Genomic DNA, 20,674 nt, shown 5'->3' with positions numbered 1-20,674 from the left:
ACAATACTAAAAAAATATTTACGCAAATCTTTTCTAAAGTCATAGTTGATGTCATGAGCGCTTACTCTAGTGTTCAATGCAAATAGAAAATTATTCTCATAATTCGCTATTGCATTAAGGGTTGGGTTAAAGGAGATTTTTATGGAAACATATTTGGGGAAGCATACTAATTTTAGTTGTGCGAATAAATTGCGAAACCTCATGAAACAAAAAAATATTCGCAAAATGTTGGCATTGTTTACTTCCGCAGTACTAGTTCCTTCGGTGCTTTGTTCGCAAATTGCTATGGGATCTGTCGATAAATTAACGGGTTATTATTACAAAAAGTCGAATACTGTTGAATGGCTAAGCGAAAAGATTGCAAGGCTAAGGCTCGGTCCTGTTACGGATAAGTGGGAGGGTAGAAAGAATTCTATTTTTTGCATGGAATCTTCCGTGTTTATAGATTACAAAGGCAATATTAAGCAGATGAATGGTGAAGATTATCGTATTGCTGCAAATATTATTAAAACGCACAACAACAATGACGATGATTTAACTCAGGCTGCTTTGGCGTTTATGATTCATAATCATTTTGATATTAATCAAGATAGATGGAAGGAGGCTGTTGAAAACGGATTTGTAGACGTTGAAACAGAAACTTTAAGGAATAAGGCAGATAAGTTGTGGCAGCAGGGTGTTAAAGAAACTCCGGTTAAGGCTGTGCTAAAAAATGATTACACTAAGGGCAAGCGCATTGGCGTAATGCATATTAGTCTGCAAAATTCTAATGGAGATTCTTTAGGAGGAGTACCTATTAAAGTAAAATCCTCAAATAATCTTATTAAATTTGCTAACGGATCTGAGTCTTTTGAAGGAAAATCTAAAAAAGAAGGTTTAGATATTACTTGGAACGCACTTGATGCTGGAAACGCTCGAATTGAAGTTTCTTTTAACGCTCCAAAAGCTGAACGTTTATTCTCTCCAGATGGTCAAGATGTGATTAGATCTTTTGAAAATACATGGTATCCGCAAGATTTTTCTTTTGGTGTAGAAAAAACTTTCCAGCCGTTACTTAAGTCGAAAATATCAAAGCATGAGCTGCGTGCAGGAGAGCAGGTAGATAGTACTGTAACTAGCAGTGTTGCAGGAAATGATTCTTGGCCAGAAAATGTTCGTCTTCGCGCGCAAGGCTACTATTTTGTAGGTTCAGCTGAAGATATTTTGCATATTCAACAGCGAAATAGTGGTGAATCTGCTAAAGAGTACTTGAATCGCATGCGTTCTATGCCTAATTTGCGCCAAGTTGCTGCGGCTAAAGCTAATTTCTCTAATTCTGGCGAAACTATAACTGCAGTAGCAAAACGCGCTAATGGCGATATTACATCATCTGATCTTGATAAAGCAGAAGCTTATAAAGTAAATGATTTAGAAGCAGGTTTGTTTGGCACATGGGTTTGGATTATTTCTCGCGATTCTCAGAATAAATCTGACCGAGAGTTTCTGAAAGATGATGTTGTGCAGCTATTTGGTTCTACAGACACTACGGCTGTTCATCAAGCAACCGTGAGCTCAGATATTGTTGCTAAGCAGCAAACTGTTGGGCTTAATACGGAAATTGTTAATGAGATTACTGTAAGAGGTCTTCCTGAAACTTACGGATCTTTTAAGGGAAATAACAGTTACGGCTTTAATGAAGATAAAAAAGCGCATATTCGCGTTTGGTGGGCTGGTGCAGGTAGCGAAAATCCTACTAAAAAAGACAACGAAAATTATATGCCGGGATCTAAAGGCGAGCCGTCTTATCAAGAGCCAAAAGAAGATAGTCATCATCGTTTGATTGCAAAGTGGGATGTTCCTGCAGTTAATGGCGTGTACAAGATTGGCAACGGAAATATTACGCTTAGACCTATTGCTGGAACTGATAGGTCTACTACTGAGCCGAAAGTTTTGGAAAATAACGTGCATATTCGCGCTAATAAAAATAGTGAGTCAGGATGGTATGTGTTTGTTTATGATTTTCCTGGTTCTTCACGCGCTTTAGCTCATAAATCCGCGTATGACGGATTGTGGAGCCGTGCCTTAGTTGAACCGGATGTTTTAACTACCCCTGTATCTGTTACAACTAGAGTAAGCGATGAAAAAGTTAAGGCTGGTGAAAAGTTTCACGATAATGCTCGTATTACTGGCACGTTGCCAAAAGGAAGTTACGTAGTGTTTAGTGCATACGAGTATGAAGATGGTAAGGGGAATAAGAGTGATTCTAGTGGAGCTAAATGTAGCGATGCTAAGAATGGTGATGCTAAGAAGGGCAGTGATTCTGAAACTAAGGAGATTAAGGAAGCTAAGGAAGCTAAGGAAACTAAAGAGACTAAGGAAACTGTAATATCTGCTGAAATTGAGAAAAAAATGCCTCAATCTCGCGTAAATATTACAAATAAACAAGCTGAAGAAAGTAAAAAGTCTTCTATTTCTGTAAGTTCTGCAGATATTACATTAGATCATGAAGGAACTGTTTATTGGAAAGCTGAAGTTTACGATGCTCAGGGTAATCCTTTAGCAACTCACGCATTGGGTGTAGAAGGAGAGACTGTGCAAGTTTCCGGCGGCGAGGATCGTTCTAAGAATGATGAAAATGAGGAGAATAATAAAGAAAACAAAGAAAATGTAGAAGAAAATCATAGTAAAACTGGCAGTGATGAAACGGCTAGCAGTGATGATTCAACTGATTCGAAAAATGATGTGAATGATAATGCTTCCAATCAACACGACAGCACAAATAGCAACGAAAATGCTAATAAGAATTATGTTAATCGAAGTAATACAATTCCAACATCGCTTGCTGTTACTGGTGCTTCTTCAGTAACTGTGATACTTCTGGCTGTTATTACGTTAACCTTTGCTTCAGGTTTATCGTTAGGTCGTTTTTCATCTATAGTTCCTAAGCATGGGAGAATGTCTGGTGGAGCGCGACATGGCGGGATTCCTCCAATGAGGCGTCGGTTAGTGAAATAGCGCATTTTTAATGTAGAATATTTGGCGCGTTAGTCTATTGAGATTTTTTTGAAGTAGATTAACGCGTCATTTTGCAATAAATAATACGATGATGCATAATATAGATACAACGATTTATTGTATTAATTTATATATGATGTTATAACCTTTATGTGGTTGTGTAATTGATAAATCGGAGTAACGATGAAGAATTATGATATTGATAAAGAAAAACTGATAGTACGCATGCATCGAGTACAAGGTCAGCTTGCAGCAGTCAATACTATGATTGAAAACGATGCGAAGTGTCAAGATGTTCTTATGCAGCTTTCTGCTGCAACTGCTGCTTTACATTCTTTAGCAGTGATAGTGGCAAGGGAACATGTCAATAAAGAAATACATGAATCTGTAAAAATTGGTACCGAAGAAGGTGCCGATGCAGCAATGGAAGATATTTCTGGTATCATTGACAGGTTATTGCGTTACGAAAAAGCGTAGTATTGGGTAGTATCTAGTGACTAATTCGCATAATATTCTGCACACTGTTCGTCAATTGCAATCGCAGCCTTTCGAGGCTTCTTTCGTAGAGAAAAAATCAGAGTTTATTGGATGCATTTGTCATATTGATAATCTTGACGATGCTGCGGAATTTATGCAATCAGTGCGTTTTAAGAATCCTAAAGCTCGCCATGTTGCGTATGCTGCAATTTGTGGCTCGTCGAAAGCTCAATTGTGTGAGCGCATGAGTGACGATGGTGAGCCAACTGGAACAGCAGGAAAACCAATATTAGATGTACTTAGATCGTCAAATTTAACAGATTGTGTAGTAACAGTAACGCGATATTTTGGTGGTATTTTGCTTGGAGCTGGTGGTCTAACCAGAGCTTATGCGCGTGCAGCAAGTATGGCAGTAGAATCTGCGCAAATAGTTGATATTATTACGTGCACTCGTTTTACTTGCAAGTTGCAATATCAACAATTGCGAATGTTGCAGCATATTGTAAGCCAAATGGAAGGTATAATTGACAACGAAATTTATGGTGCTGAAATTTCTCTTAATATTGCTATTCCAACTTTAAAATCACAAGAATTTCTTGATATGGTTCAGAATGCTTTTTCTGGAAGCGTTGTGCCGAAAGCAGATGGTACTCTAAGTAATAAGCTGATAGATACTAAGCGTTAAAGGTGATTTCATGGAAAAGACTAATGAAAAAACAAACACTATTGACGATTCATCTTATGAACCTTTAACTGCTGTATATGAGCATTTACGACATAGCGAAGATTCAGCTGAGCTTCATGAATTTGCTAGGAGAGAATTACCGGATCGATCAGACCAAGCGGCATTTTCTAGAGCCACCTCCTTGCTTGAAGCAGTTGCAGGTAATATCAATACTCCAGAAGAAGACCGTATTTATTTAGCTACAGAAATGCCTTTCCCAAACATATTAGTGAAACTTTCTGAAGATTCTGCTGATAAAGTACGTTTGGCTGTTGCTGAAAATAAAAATGCTAAAAATTGGTTAGTTGGAAGACTTACTAAAGATTCATGTAACGCAGTTCGAAATGCTGCATTATGCAATCCAAAAGCTTCTTGGAAAATGCGTTTAGAGGGTGCGCAATCGGATGGCATAAGTGCTGAAACATTGAAATATCTCGCCTCCCTTGGTGTTAGTGCAGAAGAAAACGCTCCAATTGTATTAGCTTCCATGGTACGAAGAGCTGTTGCGCTAAATCCTGGTGTTCCACAAAATGTGCTGCAAGAACTATGCAACGATAAATCTGAAGATGTATCATCAGCGGCGCGCAGTCGTTGCTAACGCGAATAATGGAGCGTATGGATAATACAACAGATGAAGAAGTAGCAATGAAGCCATTACACCGTCTTGCTGAATTAATGGGCGTTGGCGTGAGTTTTATTGGTTCGGATAATCAAAAACACGAGATTCAAGATAACGTATTAGTTTCTGTCTTAGGCGCATTAGGCGTAGATGCTTCCACAAATGAGACAATAGAAAGATCTACAAACGACGTTTTAGCGTATCGACACGGTCGTATTGTTGCTCCAACAGTTTTGCACACTGTTGGCAAATGTGATGAAGTTACAGTTAATACGGGAATATTAGAATACCCAGTTGCAACATTGACATTGGAAAATGGTGAACAATATAAAGGCGATTTAACTATTGTTCCTAACGAAAATGATGTTGCATACCCTGTAAATGGAAAATTTGTTGCAACATCTCTTATAAAAATTCCTGAAGATGTGCCAATGGGTTATCACACATTGCGTGTGATAGTTGGTGAGAGACAAGAAGAAGCAACACTTATTAGTGCTCCAGAAAGCATTGATACGCTGAATTCCTTAGAGTCCAATGGAGAACAGCTTTGGGGATGGATGGCACAACTTTACTCAATCCGTTCTTCGAAGTCTTGGGGTGTTGGTGATTTTGCTGATTTGGCGACTCTTCTTACTGAAGCTAAGCAAAAAACTGGCGCTGACTTTGTGTTAATAAACCCAATGCATGCAGGTGAGCCTATAACTCCGCTTACTCCATCCCCATACCTGCCGGTTGCTCGAGGAATGGTAAACGTAACGTATATTAGCCCAGAAAGTATTCCTGAGTACGAAACGTTAAATGATAAAACTCGCAAAGAAATTGAAAAGCTTCATGGACAGGTTGAGCCGCTTAACAATGACGCGCAAATAATAGACCGTGATTCCATGTGGCGTGTAAAAATGCGTGCATTGTGGCTGATTTTCAAGGCTGGTATGTCTGAAGATCGCGCTCGCATTTTTAATGAGTTTAAGCATGAGATGGGTGACAGGCTTGAATCTTATGCCACTTGGTGCTTGTGCTACGACAAGTGGGGTGTTCCAAAGGGTGACGATTGCTGGGAGAAAACTCTTACTAAGGATTCTGAGCAAGTTCGCGAATTAGCTAATCGTTTCCCAGATACTCTTGAGTTTTATCGTTGGCTTGAGTGGGTTGCTTTTACGCAATTGCATGATGCTCAAGTTGCTGCACGTAAAGCTGGTATGAAAATCGGCATTATGTCTGATATGGCTGTTGGCGTGCATCCTGCAGGATCTGAAGTTTGGTGGAATCCGGAGAGATTTGCTAACGGAGCTACTGTTGGCGCTCCACCTGATTACTTCAATCAGCAAGGTCAAGATTGGTCTCAGCCACCTTTGCACCCATTTGAGCTTGAGCGGACTGGTTTTAAAACATACCGAGATATGGTTCATGGAATGTTTGCTTCAGCAGGTGCTGTTCGCATTGACCATATTCTTGGACTTTTCCGCTTATGGTGGATTCCAGAAGGTTCAGCTCCAAGTGGCGGCGCTTATGTTTACTACGATGCTGATATTATGCTTGGCATTTTGGCAATTGAAGCCGCTCGCGCTCATGGTGTAGTTGTTGGCGAAGATTTGGGTGTTTTGCCTGCAAATGCTTTGGAAGTGTTGCGCAAGAAGGCTGTGCTTGGTTGCACGGTTGAATGGTTCGAAGAGCGTGACGGCGAATTCCGTACTCCAGACAAGTGGCGCGAAATGACGCTTGCATCTGTAAATACGCATGATTTGCCTCCTGCTGCCGGCTATTTGCGCTATGAGCAAGTTAATATTCGTGAGCGCTTGCACTTGCTTACTGGTTCCGTTGAAGAATTCCGCGCTGGAGCTGTTGCAGAGCATCGCGCTATGATGCGAATGTTGGTCAAAGGTGGTTATTTGGATGCTCAGTTGCTTGAGGATGAGGCTGCTCATACTCAGGAGATTGTTGAAGCATTGTACCGCGCTTTGAAGGCTGCTCCTTCCAGATTGTTGGCTGCTTCTTTGGTCGATGCAGTTGGAGAGTGTCGTGTGCAAAATCAGCCTGGAACGAATGACGAGTATCCGAATTGGCGTATTCCATTAGCTGATGGTGAAGGCAATCCTGTGTCCTTGGATAATATGTTTGATTTGCCTCGAGTGCAGTCGCTTTCTGCGATTATGAATGCCTGACGTTTTGCGATTCGTTTTGTAATTCGTCTTAGCTTTATATAAAATAGACACTTGCAAGTAGTCGCCACTTGGCGATATACTTGCAGATTGTTGTGTTTCCCTAAGGGGTCCTTCAAAGCGCTTTTCCCACTCGCCATCGAGGACTTTCAGGGAGCCCACGGATTATGAGTAAAATATTTTCTATAAACCAAGAAGATATACGCTCGAAACACAATAGAGAAAAGGTACGATTGTGAAGACTTTCACACCGAAACCAGCAGATTTAACTCATGACTGGTACATCATCGATGCCACTGACGTGGTACTTGGTCGTTTGGCCTCTCAGGTAGCAATCTTGCTGCGTGGTAAGAATAAGCCAACGTTTGCTCCTCATGCTGATTCTGGCAATCACGTTATTATTATTAACGCTGAAAAGATTGCTTTGACTGGCAATAAGTTGAGCAAGGAACTGTATTCCCACTCTGGTCGTCCGGGCGGCCTTCGTCGTGATAGCTATGCAGAGCTTTTGGAAAGGAATCCAAAGCGTATTATCATGGCTGCCGTTAAGGGTATGCTTCCAAAGAATCGTCTTGCTAAGGTGCAGCTTGACCGTCTTCGTGTGTTCACCGGAGCTGAGCATCCGCACACTTCGCAGAAGCCACAGGTCTTCGAGATCGCTCAGGTCTCTCAGCAGGCTAAGTGAGATCAAGGAGAATAGATATGGCAGAAAATAACAACTCCGCGGTTCTTGAGAACGAAGAAGAACTGACTAGCTACACCACTGAAACCAATGCTGGTGCAGGCACTGGTACTTCCGCCATCGAGCCAGGCTACGGCACTGGTCGTCGTAAGGAAGCTGTTGCTCGCGTGCGTTTGGTTCCTGGCTCCGGTAAGTGGACTATCAATGGTCGCACTTTGGAGGAGTACTTCCCATCTCGTTTGTTGCAACGCGAAGTGAATTCACCAATCGTGTTGCTCAAGCTTGAAGGCAAGTTTGATGTTGTAGTCCTCGTTGACGGTGGTGGTACCACTGGTCAAGCTGGTGCTATTCGTTTGGGTGTTGCTCGTGCATTGAATGCTATCGATCGCGATGCAAACCGTGTTGCTTTGAAGAAGGCTGGCTTCTTGACTCGTGACGCTCGCGTTGTGGAACGCAAGAAGGCTGGTTTGCACAAGGCACGTCGTGCACCTCAGTTCTCGAAGCGTTAAGTTTCGCGAATTTATATTTACAAATGGCTCCTGGTTTTGCTGGGAGCCATTTTTGTATTTTTTTATTATTTATTAAATTTGTTGAGTAAATGTTATAAATAGTGTGTAATTATCTGTCAAAATTGACATTCTAGAAAAATTTATCTATTAATCGAACATAAATCATTACAAAAAAGAACAAATAACGAACAATAGAGGATAAAGCTCGCTCATAAATAGCGCAACTCGCTTCAAAGATGCGAAAGTACAGCAAAGAGACTAAATTGTGACTTGTATCACATATTTAGCGGTGAATACTAAATTAGTTTGTTCATAAGTCTATTGATACCGCTGGTGGAACTATCGAGGAGGATACTCATGGTTGAGGCACAACACCAAGCCGAAACTGGCAAAACTGCTAGTGCTGATGACATTGCGTTAGCTGCTCAAAATGAAGTTGATAAACTTGTTGAAAAAGCAACTGTCGCTTTGAATGAGTTTGAGAAGCTTAATCAGCAGCAAATTGATCATATTGTTGCTAAAGCTTCAGTGGCAGCGTTGAATAAACATTTGGTTCTTGCAAAGATGGCTGTTGATGAAACAGGTCGTGGTTTAGTAGAAGATAAAGCTACAAAAAATATCTTTGCATGCGAACATATTACGCATTATCTAGCAGGTCAAAAAACAGTTGGTATTATTCGCGAGGACGATGTTCTCGGAATTGACGAAATAGCTGAACCGGTTGGTATTGTTGCAGGCGTCACTCCAGTTACAAACCCAACTTCTACAGCTATTTTTAAGTCGCTTATTGCACTTAAGACTCGTTGCCCAATTATTTTTGGATTCCATCCTTTCGCGCAAAAGTGCTCTTCTGAAGCAGCTCGAATTGTTCGCGATGCTGCTGTGGCTGCAGGCGCGCCAAAAGATTGCATTCAGTGGATTGAGCATCCTTCAATTGAAGCTACTGGTGCATTGATGAAACATCCAAAGATCGCAACTATTCTTGCAACAGGCGGTCCTGGAATGGTTAAGGCGGCGTATTCTTCAGGAAAACCTGCTCTTGGTGTTGGTGCTGGAAATGCTCCTGCATATGTCGATAGTGATGTTGATATTGTGCGTGCTGCAAATGATTTGATTCTTTCAAAGCATTTTGATTACGGAATGATTTGTGCAACAGAGCAAGCAATTATTGCGCATAAGGATGTATATGAGCCATTGCTTCGCGAATTGAAGCGCAGGAAAGCATATTTTGTTAACGCTGACGAAAAAGCTAAGCTTGAACAATATATGTTTGGATGCACTGCATATTCTGGAAATACGCCAAAACTTAATTCTGTTGTTCCTGGTAAGTCTCCGCAATATATTGCGCACGAAGCTGGATTTGAAATTCCAGAAGATGCTGTGATTTTGGTTGCAGAGTGCAAAGAAGTTGGCGAAATGGAGCCGCTTACTATGGAAAAGCTCGCTCCTGTACACGCAATGCTTCGCGCAGAAAATAAGGAACAAGGCTTCAAGATGTGTGAACAGATGCTTGTGCATGGAGCTGGTCACACTGCTGTAATTCACACAAATAATCAAGATCTTGTGCGCGAATATGGTGTTCGTATGCATGCTTGCAGAATTGTTTGGAATTCTCCTGGATCTCTTGGTGGCGTTGGAGACATTTACAACGCGATTGCTCCTTCGCTTACTCTTGGATGCGGATCTTATGGTGGAAATTCCGTTTCTGGCAACGTACAAGCTATAAATCTTCTTAATATTAAGCGTATTGCACGAAGGAATAATAATATGCAATGGTTCAAGATTCCGGCTAAAACTTATTTTGAGCCGAATGCTATTCGTTATTTGAGAGATATGTACGGCGTTGAGCGCGCAGTTATTGTGTGCGATAAGGTTATGGAGCAACTTGGCGTAGTCGATAAGATTGTTGATCAGCTTCGTGCTCGAGATAATCGCGTTAGCTTCCGTATTATTGATTACGTTGAGCCTGAGCCAAGCGTTGAAACAGTTGAGCGTGGCGCCGCAATGATGCGTGACGAATTCCAGCCAGACACAATTATTGCTGTTGGTGGCGGTTCTCCAATGGATGCTTCTAAGATTATGTGGCTTATGTATGAGCATCCGGAGATTTCTTTCGCTGATTTGCGAGAAAAGTTCTTCGATATTCGTAAGCGCGCATTTAAGATTCCGCCTCTTGGTAGCAAAGCTAAGCTTATTTGCATACCAACTTCTTCCGGAACTGGTTCTGAGGTTACGCCTTACGCTGTTATTACAGATCACAAGACTGGATACAAGTATCCTATTACGGATTACGCTTTGACTCCAACGGTCGCAATAGTCGATCCTGTTTTGGCTCGTACTCAGCCGCGTCGATTGGCGTGCGATTCTGGTTTTGATGCTTTAACTCATGCTATGGAAGCTTATGTTTCTGTTTACGCAAATGATTTTACGGATGCTATGGCTTTGCACGCTTCGAAACTTATTTGGGAAAATCTCAACGATTCTGTGAATTGTGAAGATTCTCAGCGCAAGATTGAAGCAAAAGAAAAAATGCATAATGCAGCTACTATGGCTGGAATGGCGTTTGGTTCTGCATTCTTAGGAATGTGCCACGCTATGGCTCATACTATTGGTGCTTTGTGCCACGTTGTACACGGTCATACGAACGCAATTTTGCTGCCTTACGTTATTCGCTATAACGGTCAAATTCCGCAAGAGCCAACTAGCTGGCCAAAGTACAACCGCTATATTGCTCTTGAGAGGTATCAGGAGATCGCTAAGAATCTTGGTGTAGATTCTGGTAAAACTCCTGAAGAAGGCGTTGAAAATCTTGCTCGTGCTGTTGAAGAGTATCGAAATGAAAAGCTTGGCATGGACGCTTCGTTTAAGGCTTGTGGCGTAGACGAAGAGTACTACTGGTCGATACTTGACAATATTGGCATGCGTGCTTACGAAGATCAGTGTGCGCCTGCAAATCCTCGTATTCCGCAAATTGAGGATATGAAGGATATTGCTATTGCTGCATATTATGGTGTTTCTCAAGAAGAAGGCCATCGCATGCGCTTGGAGCGTGAAGCGGCGTAATTATTTGCATATCTAGTTAATAATGGCAGAAGCTCAACTAATTGTAGTTTCTGCCAATTTTTGTTGGAAAATAGCCGACACGCCCGGTTTTTAATAATCGAAGGTTGATGGTTTAATTACTTAGTTGCCTGTTTTAAGGCTCGCATATTGTAATTAAAAAAAGCGAGCGCGGAAGCAAAAACTTTGAATCGAAATTTTTTTTGTATGAATAGGTTTTTGATGCCGCGCACTGATGTGGAATTACCCTAGGGGTTTATTCTCGCCGGTGCCCTTGAATTCAGGTTGGTAAACAGTAAACGAATCGCTAGAAAGGGCGGACGGCAATGGCGGGACAGAAAATCCGCATCAGGCTTAAGTCCTATGACCATGAGGTCATCGACCAATCGGCGAAGAAAATCGTCGAGACGGTGACGAACGCGGGCGCCACAGTAGTGGGTCCGGTTCCTCTGCCGACCGAGAAGAACGTGTTTGTTGTTATCCGTTCTCCTCATAAATACAAGGATTCTCGCGAGCATTTCGAGATGCGCACTCATAAGCGCCTCATTGACATCGTAGATCCAACGCCAAAGGCTGTGGATTCTTTGATGCACATTGACCTGCCTGCGGATGTAAACATCGAGATCAAGCTGTAGGAAGGGGGAGAAAGTAATGTCGCAGAATAAGAATCGCACTGCATTGCTCGGCCGCAAGCTGGGTATGTCGCAGGTTTGGGATGAAAACGGCTTCTTCGTCCCCGTAACTCTGGTTGAAGTTGCTACTAACGTAGTTACCGCTGTAAAGACTGTAGAGTCTGACGGTTATTGCGCAGTACAGCTCGGTTACGGCCAGATTGATCCTACCAAGGTGACTAAGCCATTGGCTGGTCATTTTGCAAAGGCTGGTGTAACTCCTCGTCGTCACCTCGCTGAGGTGCGCACCGAGAACGCGGCAGATTATCAGCCAGGTCAGGAATTGACTGCTGAATTGTTCGCTGAGGGTTCTGAAGTAGATGTCACTGGCACTACCAAGGGTAAGGGTTTTGCTGGCACTATCAAGCGTTGGGGCTTCAAGTCCTATCGTCGTACTCACGGCTCGCACAAGAACGAACGTCGCCCAGGTTCTGTGGGCGCTTGCGCAACTCCAAGCCGCATTTTGAAGGGCAAGCGTATGGCTGGTCGCATGGGTCATGTGACTTCCACCGCGCTTAACCTCACCATCGTTTCTTCGGATGTCGAGAACGGCATTCTCGCTATTAAGGGCGCTGTTCCAGGTCCTAAGGGCGCAATCGTTCTCGTCCGTTCGGCAGTGAAGGGAGCCTGATAATTATGGCAAACGTAACTCTGAACGTCACTGATACTAAGGGCAATGCAAACGGAACCGTTGAAGCTCCTGCTGAAATTTTCGGCATCTCCAACGAAGACGTTTTAGCTCACGGTCCACTGGTTCATCAGGTCGTAATCGCTCAGCTTGCTGCTGCTCGTCAGGGCACCCATGCTGTGAAGAATCGTGCTAATGTTTCCGGCGGCGGTAAGAAGCCATGGAAGCAGAAGGGCACCGGTCGTGCTCGCCAGGGTTCCATTCGTGCTCCTCAGTGGGTACATGGTGGCGTTGTTCACGGTCCAGTTCCTCGTAAGTACGATCAGCGCACCCCGAAGAAGATGAAGGCAGCTGCTCTTCGCTACGTTCTTTCGGATCGTGCAAATGCTGGACGTATTGCTGTAGTTGACTTTGGTATTAAGGATGTTCCATCCACCAAGACAGCTGTTGCAGCACTTACTCCTGTGACCAATAACCAATTCACTACTGTTGTTCTTTCTCGTGAGAACATCAATGAGTGGATGTCTGTACGCAACATTCCAACTGTTCACGTGATCTTCGCTGATCAGCTCAACACTTACGATGTTGTTACAGCTCAGTACGTCGTCTTCTCCAAGGAAGGCTTCGAAGCCTTCGTTGCTGCTAAGACCGAGCCTGTCGTTAAGGAGGCCTGATTTAAATGGTCGCAGTCCATAACCCAGCACATGACGTAATTCTTAAGCCAGTTGTTTCTGAAAAAAGTTACGCAGCTTCTGATCGTGGTCAGTACACTTTCGTAGTGGCTCCAGATGCTAACAAGGTTCAGATCAAGCAGGCTATCGAAGAAATCTTCAAGGTCAAGGTGACAAACGTTAACACTTTGAACCGCGCTGGCAAGTTGAAGCGCTCTCGCACCGGTTTCGGCCGTCGTGTGAACCAGAAGCGTGCTATTGTCACCGTGGCTGAAGGTCAAACGATTGACATCTTTGGTAACTGAAGGCTAGCCGAGAAAAGTAAAGGAATACTATATTATGGCTATCCGCGTTTATAAGCCGACGACTGCAGGCCGTCGCAACGCTTCGGTTTCGGATTTTGCCGAGATCACGCGTTCTACGCCTGAAAAGTCGCTGGTACGCAAACTCAGCAAGACTGGTGGTCGTAACTCTTACGGCCGCATGACTTCTCGCCATCGCGGCGGTGGTCACAAGCGTCAGTATCGTCTCATCGACTTCAAGCGTTGGGACAAGGATGGCGTGCCAGCAAAGGTCGCTCATATTGAGTATGACCCTAACCGTTCCGCTCGCATCGCTTTGTTGCATTACGCAGACGGTGAGAAGCGTTACATTATCGCTCCTGAAGGCGTTGCCCAGGGTGATGTTATTGAGACCGGCGCTCAGGCTGATATTAAGCCAGGCAACAACCTGCCTCTGAAGAATATCCCAACTGGTACCGTGGTTCACGCAATTGAGCTTCGTCCACTTGGTGGTGCGAAGATTGCTCGTTCCGCTGGTGCTGCTGTTCAGCTCGTCGCTAAGGATGGTGCTTATGCGCAGTTGCGTATGCCATCTGGCGAAATTCGTAACGTGGACGCTCGTTGCCGCGCTACTGTTGGCGAAGTAGGTAATTCCGATCACGCCAATATCGAGCTTGGTAAGGCAGGTCGCGCACGTTGGCTTGGTCGTAGACCAATCACCCGAGGCGAATCCATGAACCCTGTGGACCATCCACATGGTGGTCGCACCCGTGGTGGTAAGCCACCAGTTTCTCCATGGGGCAAGGGCGAGGTTCGTACACGTCGTCCAAAGAAGGCTTCGAACAAGATGATTGTTCGTCGTCGCCCGAATGGTAAGAACCGCAAGTAAGGGAGTGTCGAATAGATGACTCGTAGCATCAAGAAGGGCCCTTTCGTCGACGCCCACTTGCAGAAGAAAGTCGACGAGCAAAACGACAAGGGTACGCACAATGTCATTAAGACTTGGTCGCGTCGTTCGATGATCACTCCTGATTTCATTGGACACACCTTTGCCGTACATGATGGCCGCAAGCATGTGCCGGTATTCGTTACCGAAGCCATGGTTGGTCATAAGCTCGGTGAGTTCGCCCCGACCAAGACCTTTAAGGGTCATGTGAAGGACGACAAAAAGGCACGCCGCTAAAGGAGAGTTAGGACACATGGAAGCTAAAGCAATCGCTCGTCACGTTCGCGTGACGCCGCGCAAGGCTCGCCGCATGGTCGACCTCATCCGAGGCAAGCGTGCAAGCGAAGCTATTACCATTTTGAAGTTTGCTCCTCAGGACGCATCATTGCCGGTGCGCAAGGTTCTTGAAAGCGCGATTGCTAACGCTCGCGTTAAGGCTGAAAAAGCCGGTGAACCATTCCGTGAGCAGGACTTGGTCATCAAGGAAACCTATGTGGACGAGGGTGTAACGCTTAAGCGTTTCCGTGCTCGTGCACAGGGTCGCGCTGCGCGCATTAACAAGCGCACAAGCCATATCACTGTTATCGTCTCGCTTAAGGAAGGAGCCCGCTAAAGATGGGTCAGAAGATCAATCCTTTCGGCTATCGCCTGGGCATCACCGAGAATCATCGCTCTAAGTGGTTCTCTGACTCCAACAAAGCTGGCGAGCGTTATCGTGACTTCGTCCTTGAGGATGACAAGATTCGCAAGGAAATGAGCCATGACCTCGAGCGTGCTGGCGTATCTCGTATCGTTATCGAGCGCACTCGTGATCGCGTTCGTGTAGATATTCACACTGCTCGTCCGGGTATTATCATCGGTCGTCGTGGCGCTGAAGCTGAGCGCGTTCGCGCAAAGCTCGAGAAGCTCACAGGCAAGCAAGTACAGCTCAACATCTTCGAAGTGAAGAACGCTGCACTTGACGCTCAGTTGGTTGCTCAGGGAATTGCGGAGCAGTTGACAAACCGTGTTACATTCCGTCGTGCTATGCGTAAGGCACAGCAAGATGCAATGCGTGCAGGTGCCAAGGGTATCCGTATCAAGCTCTCCGGTCGCCTTGGTGGTGCCGAAATGAGCCGCTCTGAGTTCTATCGCGAGGGTCGCGTTCCACTGCAGACCCTTCGTGCCTTGATTGATTACGGCTTCTTTGAAGCTAAGACCACATACGGTCGTATCGGCGTAAAGGTCTGGATCTACAAGGGTGATATGACCGAGCGTGAGTTCGAAGAGCAGCAGGCTCAGCAGGGTAAGCGTGAAGGTCGTCGTGGTGGCGATCGTCGTCCACGTCGTGGCGCACGTCCTGCTAACCAGCAGAAGGCTGCTGAAGCACAGGCTGAAAAGCCAGCTGAAGCTGCAGCTGCTGAAGCTCCTGCCGCAACGGAAACGAAGGAGTGAGCAGATGCTTATCCCAAAGAGGACTAAATATCGTAAGCAGCACCGTCCTACCCGTAGCGGCATGTCTAAGGGTGGCACCGAGATCGCTTTCGGCGATTTTGGTATTCAGGCGCTGGCTCCGGCTTACATCACTAACCGACAGATCGAGGCAGCTCGTATCGCAATGACTCGCTACATTAAGCGTGGCGGTCGTGTGTGGATTACGATCTTCCCAGATCGTCCATTAACCAAGCACCCGCTTGGTGCGCGAATGGGTTCCGGTAAGGGTGCTCCAGAATTCTGGATTGCCAACATCCACCCAGGACGCGTAATGTTCGAGATCGGTGGTGTTTCTGAGGACATCGCTCGCGAGGCTTTGCGCCGCGCTATCGATAAGCTCCCAATGAAATGCCGTGTTATTGCGCGTGAAGGCGGTGACATCTGATGCCAGTCGGAACTGCAGACTACACCATCAAGAATTTGAACGAGAAGACAAATGCTGAGATCGAAGGCTTCTTGAAGAAGTCTAAGGAAGAGCTATTTAACTTGCGCTTCCAGGCAGCAACTGGTCAACTCGAAAACAGCGCTCGCCTCGAGGCGGTCAAGCACGACATTGCCAGGATGTATACTATCCTGCGTGAGCGTGAACTCGGCATCAGCCAAGAGCCTGGCGCCACTGAGGTCAAGGAGAAGTAAGCATGGCTGAGAACCAAGAGCGCAACTTCCGCAAGGTTCGTCGCGGCTACGTCGTGTCCGAGGCCATGGACAAGACAATCGCCGTTGAGCTGGAGCAGCGTTCGACACACCCGCTTTACGGTAAAGTCGTTCGCTCCACCCGCAAGGTCAAAGCCCATGATGAACACAATGAGGCACATATTGGCGACCTCGTGAGTATTATGGAAACTCGGCCACTGAGCAAGACCAAGCGTTGGCGTCTCGACTCGATTATCGAGCGCGCCAAGTAAACAAGTTCGGCAAGGCTCCGCGCTTCACCTGTGTCTGCTAATGTGTAGACACAGGTGAGTGGGGAGAACCAGCTCGGCTAAGGAGAATCAATGATTCAGCAGGAAACGCGGCTTCATGTCGCCGACAACACGGGTGCTAAGGAGTTACTTGCCATCCGCGTGCTCGGTGGATCGAAGCGACGCTATGCCGGCATCGGCGACATCATCGTCGCCTCCGTCAAGGACGCGATCCCTGGCGGGTCGGTCAAGAAAGGCGACGTAGTTAAGGCTGTCGTCGTCCGTACTGTCAAGGAGCATCGCCGTGTCGATGGTTCCTATATTAAGTTCGATGAGAACGCCGCCGTAATTCTCGGCTCCGGTCGTGAACCAAAAGGCACTCGTATCTTCGGACCAGTCGGTCGTGAATTGCGTGATCAGCGCTTCATGAAGATTGTGTCCCTTGCTCCGGAGGTGATCTGATATGGTAGCCAAGATTAAGTCCGGCGACCAGGTGAAGGTCATTCGCGGCAAGGATCGCGGTAAGGAAGGCAAAGTAGTTCGTGTACTAGCCGATGACCGTTTGATTGTAGAAGGCGTTCAGATCGTTAAGAAGCACGTTCGCGCCACCCAGCAGGGTCAGCAGGCGGGCATTGTTTCGGTTGAGGCTCCAATCCATCGCTCTAATGTGATGGTTATTGATCCAGAGACCAAGCAGCCTACACGCGTTGGCGTGATTGTTAAGCAAGAGGCTCGTGACGGCAAGGTTAAGACCGTGCGCGTGCGTGTCGCCAAGAAGTCCGGAAAGGAGCTGGCATGACCGATACTACAGTTGAGTTGCCGGCAACTCCGCGCTTAAAGCAACAATACAAGGATGAAATCGTACCAGCCTTGGAGAAAGAATTCGGCCACACTAATCCTATGCAGGTGGCTCGCGTGCAGAAGGTTGTCGTCTCTATGGGTGTCGGCGCTGCAGCTCGTGATTCTAAGCTCATTGAAGGTGCGATTAAGGATCTCACTTTGATTGCCGGCCAGAAGCCAAAGGTAACTAAGGCAAAGAAGTCTGTCGCTCAGTTCCATTTGCGCGAAGGTCAGGCTATCGGTGCTTACGTAACTCTTCGTGGCGATCGTATGTGGGAATTCTTGGATCGTTTGCTCACTCTGGCTTTGCCTCGTATCCGCGATTTCCGTGGTATCAATGGCAACCAGTTTGACGGTCAGGGTAATTACAACTTTGGTCTTACGGAACAGTCTATGTTCCATGAGATTGATCCTGACTCGATTGATCATCAGCGTGGTATGGACATCACCGTGGTGACTACCACCAAGGACGATGTGGAGGCCAAGTCTTTGCTTAAGCACCTCGGTTTCCCATTCAAGGAGAACTGAAATGGCAAAAACCGCTCTGAAAAACAAGGCGGCCGCCAAGCCGAAGTTCAAGGTACGCGCTTATACGCGTTGCCAGGTTTGTGGTCGTCCTCACTCCGTGTATCGCAAGTTCGGTCTGTGCCGCATCTGCCTTCGTGAGAAGGCTCATCGCGGTGAGTTGCCGGGTGTTACGAAGTCCAGTTGGTAAATATCGACGCTGAAGGTCCACTGCTTGAAGACAAAGTTCTCATATAGAGGCGGTGGAAACCACGGCGAGAAAGGGCGTTAGCCCACATGACAATGACAGATCCAATCGCAGACATGTTGACACGTCTGCGTAATGCGAGCGCGGCAAAGCACGATACCGTGGAAATGCCGTACTCCAAATTCAAGGCGAATATCGCCGAGATTCTGAAGCACGAAGGCTATATTAAGGACTTCGCTGCTAAGGAAGCTAAGGTTGGACAGACGTTGGAAATTACGTTGAAGTATGGCTCCAATGGCCAGCGTTCTATCCAGGGCATCAAGCGCATTTCTAAGCCAGGCTTGCGTCGTTACGCAAAGTCTGATGCTTTGCCAATGCCTCTTGGTGGTCTCGGTATTGCTATTATCTCGACCAGCTCGGGATTGTTGACTCAGAAGGAATGTCTCGATCGAGGCATTGGCGGCGAAATCGTCGCCTACGTATGGTGAGAAAGGAGAGCTGAAGATGGCATCGCATATTGGTAAGCTCCCCGTCGACATTCCTGCAGGCGTGGAAGTAAAGATTGAAGGTCAGTCCTTCAGCGTCAAAGGCGCTAAGGGTTCTGATTCTTATGAAATTCCAGAGGGAATCACCGCAGCAGTCGCTGACAATCAGATTGTTCTGACTCCAGTTGACGATTTGCGTCCAACTCGTGCAAAGCATGGTTTGGCTCGCGCAATTGTTGCTTCTATGGTGAAGGGTGTACATGAAGGCTACACCAAGACTTTGGATATTGTCGGTACCGGTTATCGTGCAGTGATGAAGGGCAAGGGCATTGAGTTCTCGCTCGGTTATTCTCACACTATTACCGTTCAACCACCGGCAGGTATTGAGTTCGAGTTGCCAAATCCTAACCAGGTAATCGTAAAGGGCACCGATAAGCAGACTGTTGGTCAGGTTGCTGCTAACATTCGTAAGCTTCGTGCTCCAGAACCTTACAAGGGTAAGGGTATTAAGTACACCGATGAACGTATCCTGCGCAAGGCTGGAAAGGCTGGTAAGTGATATGAGCGTTAAGATTTTCGGTAAGGGTACCAAAGTCGCACGTTTGCGTCGTCACGCCCGTCTTCGTAAGCACATTGCCGGCACATCTGAACGTCCTCGTTTAGTTGTTTCCCGTTCTAACCGTCATATGGTTGCTCAGATTGTGGATGATACCAAGGGAATTACTTTGGTAAGTGCTTCCACTTTGACTGCTGACTTCGCTGGTTTCACTGGCACGAAGACTGAAGCTGCAACCAAGGTTGGCGAATTAGTAGCGGCTAAGGCGAAGGAAGCGGGTATCACCGCTGTAGTCTTCGACCGTGGCGGTAACAAATATCATGGTCGCGTCGCAGCAGTGGCTGAAGGCGCCCGTCAGGGAGGTCTGGCACTGTGAGCGACAACGAAAAGGAAACCCAAGTGGCTGAAGAAACTCAGAACACTCAGGCATCCGCTGAGGAGCGTAACGATGATCGTCGTTCTCGCCGTAACAAGGGCGAGGGTAAACGCGGCGAACGTCGTAATCGTCGTGAAGAAAACCGTGGCGAAGAGCTTCTGGATCGCGTAGTTACTATTAACCGTGTTTCCAAGACCCACAAGGGTGGTCGTACCTTTAGCTTTGCAGCACTTGTTGTTGTTGGCGACGGTAAGGGCACTGTTGGTGTTGGTTACGGCAAGTCTCGCGAAGTTCCAGCTGCTATTGCTAAGGGTCAGCTTGACGCTAAGAAGCATATGTTCACTGTTCCACGCATTCGTGGCACCGTCACTCATCCAGTGCTCGGTCACGATGCTGCTGGTACTGTGTTGCTCCGTCCAGCTGCTCCAGGTACTGGTGTAATTGCTGGTGGTGCTGTACGCGCTGTTATGGAATGCGCCGGCATCACGGACATCCTCACCAAGTCCATGGGCTCTGCAACTGCTGTAAACGTAGTGCGTGCTACTGTGGACGCTTTGAAGAAGCTCGAAGAGCCAGAAGAGATTTCTGCTCGTCGTGGTCTTTCTCTTGAGGAAGTCGCTCCTGATGCTTTGCTCCGTGAGCGTGCTGCTGGCATTGCCGAAGCTCGCAAGGCTCGCGAAGAAGCTCAGGCCGCCAAGGCATCTGAAGCAAAGGATGGTGAGTGATGTCAAATTTGAAGATCACTCTGGTGCATGGTTTAGTTCATACAACTGAGCGCCAGCGCGCGAATGTTCATACGCTCGGCCTTCATAAGATTGGTCACAGCGTAGTTCGCGAGGACACCCCCGTCAATCGTGGCTTGGTTATGGCCGTTCGTCACTTGGTGAGCGTCGAGGAGGTCGACTGATT

28 protein-coding genes are annotated in these 20,674 nt (G+C 46.3%); all 28 read left to right on the top strand.

Annotation, left to right across the window (positions count from 1 at the left end; translation table 11 throughout):
• Nucleotides 1–141 precede the first annotated feature (141 nt).
• The 28 genes from HXT39_RS05690 (at nucleotide 142) to rpmD (ending at nucleotide 20,672) form a co-directional block, all read left to right on the top strand.
• Entirely contained in the window at nucleotides 142–2,994 is a 2,853-nt protein-coding gene (locus HXT39_RS05690) for a peptidase (RefSeq protein WP_102703341.1), read from the top strand.
• 183 nt (nucleotides 2,995–3,177) lie between these two features.
• The gene (locus tag HXT39_RS05685; protein WP_004109707.1) at nucleotides 3,178–3,471 is read left to right on the top strand and encodes a metal-sensitive transcriptional regulator; all 294 of its coding nucleotides are present in this window, start codon (nucleotides 3,178–3,180) and stop codon (nucleotides 3,469–3,471) included.
• Between the two features lie 16 nt (nucleotides 3,472–3,487).
• Nucleotides 3,488–4,156, top strand: a complete 669-nt coding sequence (locus HXT39_RS05680; protein WP_103013790.1) for a YigZ family protein — start codon at nucleotides 3,488–3,490, stop codon at nucleotides 4,154–4,156.
• Nucleotides 4,157–4,166: 10 nt separating this feature from the next.
• On the top strand, nucleotides 4,167–4,793 hold the full coding sequence (locus tag HXT39_RS05675) for a hypothetical protein (protein ID WP_004109701.1): 627 nt from the start codon (nucleotides 4,167–4,169) through the stop codon (nucleotides 4,791–4,793).
• Nucleotides 4,794–4,801: 8 nt separating this feature from the next.
• Complete coding sequence (malQ, locus tag HXT39_RS05670; protein WP_004109699.1) at nucleotides 4,802–6,976, top strand: 4-alpha-glucanotransferase; 2,175 nt, start codon at nucleotides 4,802–4,804, stop codon at nucleotides 6,974–6,976.
• 232 nt (nucleotides 6,977–7,208) lie between these two features.
• On the top strand, nucleotides 7,209–7,658 hold the full coding sequence (rplM, locus tag HXT39_RS05665) for a 50S ribosomal protein L13 (protein WP_012913824.1): 450 nt from the start codon (nucleotides 7,209–7,211) through the stop codon (nucleotides 7,656–7,658).
• 17 nt (nucleotides 7,659–7,675) lie between these two features.
• Nucleotides 7,676–8,164 (top strand): 30S ribosomal protein S9, encoded by a 489-nt coding sequence (rpsI, locus tag HXT39_RS05660; RefSeq protein ID WP_004105525.1) that lies wholly within the window; start codon nucleotides 7,676–7,678, stop codon nucleotides 8,162–8,164.
• A 357-nt stretch (nucleotides 8,165–8,521) separates the two neighbouring features.
• Complete coding sequence (gene adhE / locus HXT39_RS05655; RefSeq protein ID WP_102703344.1) at nucleotides 8,522–11,227, top strand: bifunctional acetaldehyde-CoA/alcohol dehydrogenase; 2,706 nt, start codon at nucleotides 8,522–8,524, stop codon at nucleotides 11,225–11,227.
• Between the two features lie 323 nt (nucleotides 11,228–11,550).
• Entirely contained in the window at nucleotides 11,551–11,859 is a 309-nt protein-coding gene (rpsJ, locus tag HXT39_RS05650; protein WP_003808013.1) for a 30S ribosomal protein S10, read from the top strand.
• A 16-nt stretch (nucleotides 11,860–11,875) separates the two neighbouring features.
• Nucleotides 11,876–12,526 (top strand): 50S ribosomal protein L3, encoded by a 651-nt coding sequence (rplC, locus tag HXT39_RS05645; protein WP_004105519.1) that lies wholly within the window; start codon nucleotides 11,876–11,878, stop codon nucleotides 12,524–12,526.
• A 5-nt stretch (nucleotides 12,527–12,531) separates the two neighbouring features.
• Complete coding sequence (gene rplD / locus HXT39_RS05640; protein ID WP_012913826.1) at nucleotides 12,532–13,197, top strand: 50S ribosomal protein L4; 666 nt, start codon at nucleotides 12,532–12,534, stop codon at nucleotides 13,195–13,197.
• A 5-nt stretch (nucleotides 13,198–13,202) separates the two neighbouring features.
• Nucleotides 13,203–13,499: a 50S ribosomal protein L23 gene (rplW, locus tag HXT39_RS05635; protein ID WP_004105515.1), complete on the top strand. Its 297-nt coding sequence runs from the start codon at nucleotides 13,203–13,205 to the stop codon at nucleotides 13,497–13,499.
• A gap of 34 nt (nucleotides 13,500–13,533) precedes the next feature.
• Nucleotides 13,534–14,364 carry a 50S ribosomal protein L2 gene (gene rplB / locus HXT39_RS05630; RefSeq protein WP_004574091.1) on the top strand — a complete coding sequence of 277 codons (831 nt, stop codon included), beginning with the start codon at nucleotides 13,534–13,536 and terminating at the stop codon, nucleotides 14,362–14,364.
• A 15-nt stretch (nucleotides 14,365–14,379) separates the two neighbouring features.
• Nucleotides 14,380–14,658, top strand: a complete 279-nt coding sequence (rpsS, locus tag HXT39_RS05625; protein WP_004114357.1) for a 30S ribosomal protein S19 — start codon at nucleotides 14,380–14,382, stop codon at nucleotides 14,656–14,658.
• Nucleotides 14,659–14,674: 16 nt separating this feature from the next.
• Entirely contained in the window at nucleotides 14,675–15,034 is a 360-nt protein-coding gene (gene rplV, locus HXT39_RS05620) for a 50S ribosomal protein L22 (RefSeq protein WP_004105510.1), read from the top strand.
• Nucleotides 15,035–15,036: 2 nt separating this feature from the next.
• Complete coding sequence (gene rpsC, locus HXT39_RS05615; protein WP_004574090.1) at nucleotides 15,037–15,855, top strand: 30S ribosomal protein S3; 819 nt, start codon at nucleotides 15,037–15,039, stop codon at nucleotides 15,853–15,855.
• 4 nt (nucleotides 15,856–15,859) lie between these two features.
• The gene (rplP, locus tag HXT39_RS05610; protein ID WP_004109684.1) at nucleotides 15,860–16,279 is read left to right on the top strand and encodes a 50S ribosomal protein L16; all 420 of its coding nucleotides are present in this window, start codon (nucleotides 15,860–15,862) and stop codon (nucleotides 16,277–16,279) included.
• The gene (gene rpmC / locus HXT39_RS05605; RefSeq protein ID WP_103013791.1) at nucleotides 16,279–16,530 is read left to right on the top strand and encodes a 50S ribosomal protein L29; all 252 of its coding nucleotides are present in this window, start codon (nucleotides 16,279–16,281) and stop codon (nucleotides 16,528–16,530) included. The genes rplP and rpmC overlap by 1 nt, the downstream gene beginning before the upstream one ends.
• Nucleotides 16,531–16,532: 2 nt before the next feature.
• Nucleotides 16,533–16,799, top strand: coding sequence for a 30S ribosomal protein S17 (gene rpsQ, locus HXT39_RS05600; protein ID WP_004114365.1), 267 nt, complete (start codon nucleotides 16,533–16,535; stop codon nucleotides 16,797–16,799).
• Nucleotides 16,800–16,889: 90 nt separating this feature from the next.
• Complete coding sequence (gene rplN / locus HXT39_RS05595) at nucleotides 16,890–17,258, top strand: 50S ribosomal protein L14 (RefSeq protein WP_004574089.1); 369 nt, start codon at nucleotides 16,890–16,892, stop codon at nucleotides 17,256–17,258.
• Between the two features lies 1 nt (nucleotide 17,259).
• Entirely contained in the window at nucleotides 17,260–17,595 is a 336-nt protein-coding gene (gene rplX / locus HXT39_RS05590; RefSeq protein WP_012913827.1) for a 50S ribosomal protein L24, read from the top strand.
• Entirely contained in the window at nucleotides 17,592–18,164 is a 573-nt protein-coding gene (rplE, locus tag HXT39_RS05585) for a 50S ribosomal protein L5 (RefSeq protein WP_004109679.1), read from the top strand. Before rplX ends, rplE begins: the two co-directional genes overlap by 4 nt.
• 1 nt (nucleotide 18,165) lies before the next feature.
• Nucleotides 18,166–18,351 (top strand): type Z 30S ribosomal protein S14, encoded by a 186-nt coding sequence (locus tag HXT39_RS05580; protein WP_003808046.1) that lies wholly within the window; start codon nucleotides 18,166–18,168, stop codon nucleotides 18,349–18,351.
• An 86-nt stretch (nucleotides 18,352–18,437) separates the two neighbouring features.
• Nucleotides 18,438–18,836 carry a 30S ribosomal protein S8 gene (rpsH, locus tag HXT39_RS05575; RefSeq protein WP_004105495.1) on the top strand — a complete coding sequence of 133 codons (399 nt, stop codon included), beginning with the start codon at nucleotides 18,438–18,440 and terminating at the stop codon, nucleotides 18,834–18,836.
• Between the two features lie 16 nt (nucleotides 18,837–18,852).
• Nucleotides 18,853–19,392 (top strand): 50S ribosomal protein L6, encoded by a 540-nt coding sequence (gene rplF / locus HXT39_RS05570; RefSeq protein WP_004109673.1) that lies wholly within the window; start codon nucleotides 18,853–18,855, stop codon nucleotides 19,390–19,392.
• 1 nt (nucleotide 19,393) lies between these two features.
• Nucleotides 19,394–19,765, top strand: a complete 372-nt coding sequence (rplR, locus tag HXT39_RS05565; RefSeq protein WP_004109670.1) for a 50S ribosomal protein L18 — start codon at nucleotides 19,394–19,396, stop codon at nucleotides 19,763–19,765.
• Entirely contained in the window at nucleotides 19,762–20,490 is a 729-nt protein-coding gene (rpsE, locus tag HXT39_RS05560; RefSeq protein WP_004574087.1) for a 30S ribosomal protein S5, read from the top strand. Before rplR ends, rpsE begins: the two co-directional genes overlap by 4 nt.
• Complete coding sequence (rpmD, locus tag HXT39_RS05555) at nucleotides 20,490–20,672, top strand: 50S ribosomal protein L30 (protein ID WP_004105491.1); 183 nt, start codon at nucleotides 20,490–20,492, stop codon at nucleotides 20,670–20,672. The genes rpsE and rpmD overlap by 1 nt, the downstream gene beginning before the upstream one ends.
• The last annotated feature ends 2 nt before the right edge of the window (nucleotides 20,673–20,674 follow it).

It is taken from the genome of Gardnerella sp. DNF01159 (genome assembly GCF_049244215.1).
GTDB lineage: Bacteria > Actinomycetota > Actinomycetes > Actinomycetales > Bifidobacteriaceae > Bifidobacterium > Bifidobacterium swidsinskii.
Note: the sequence above shows the minus strand (reverse complement) of the source record. Positions and strands in the feature narration are given on the sequence as shown.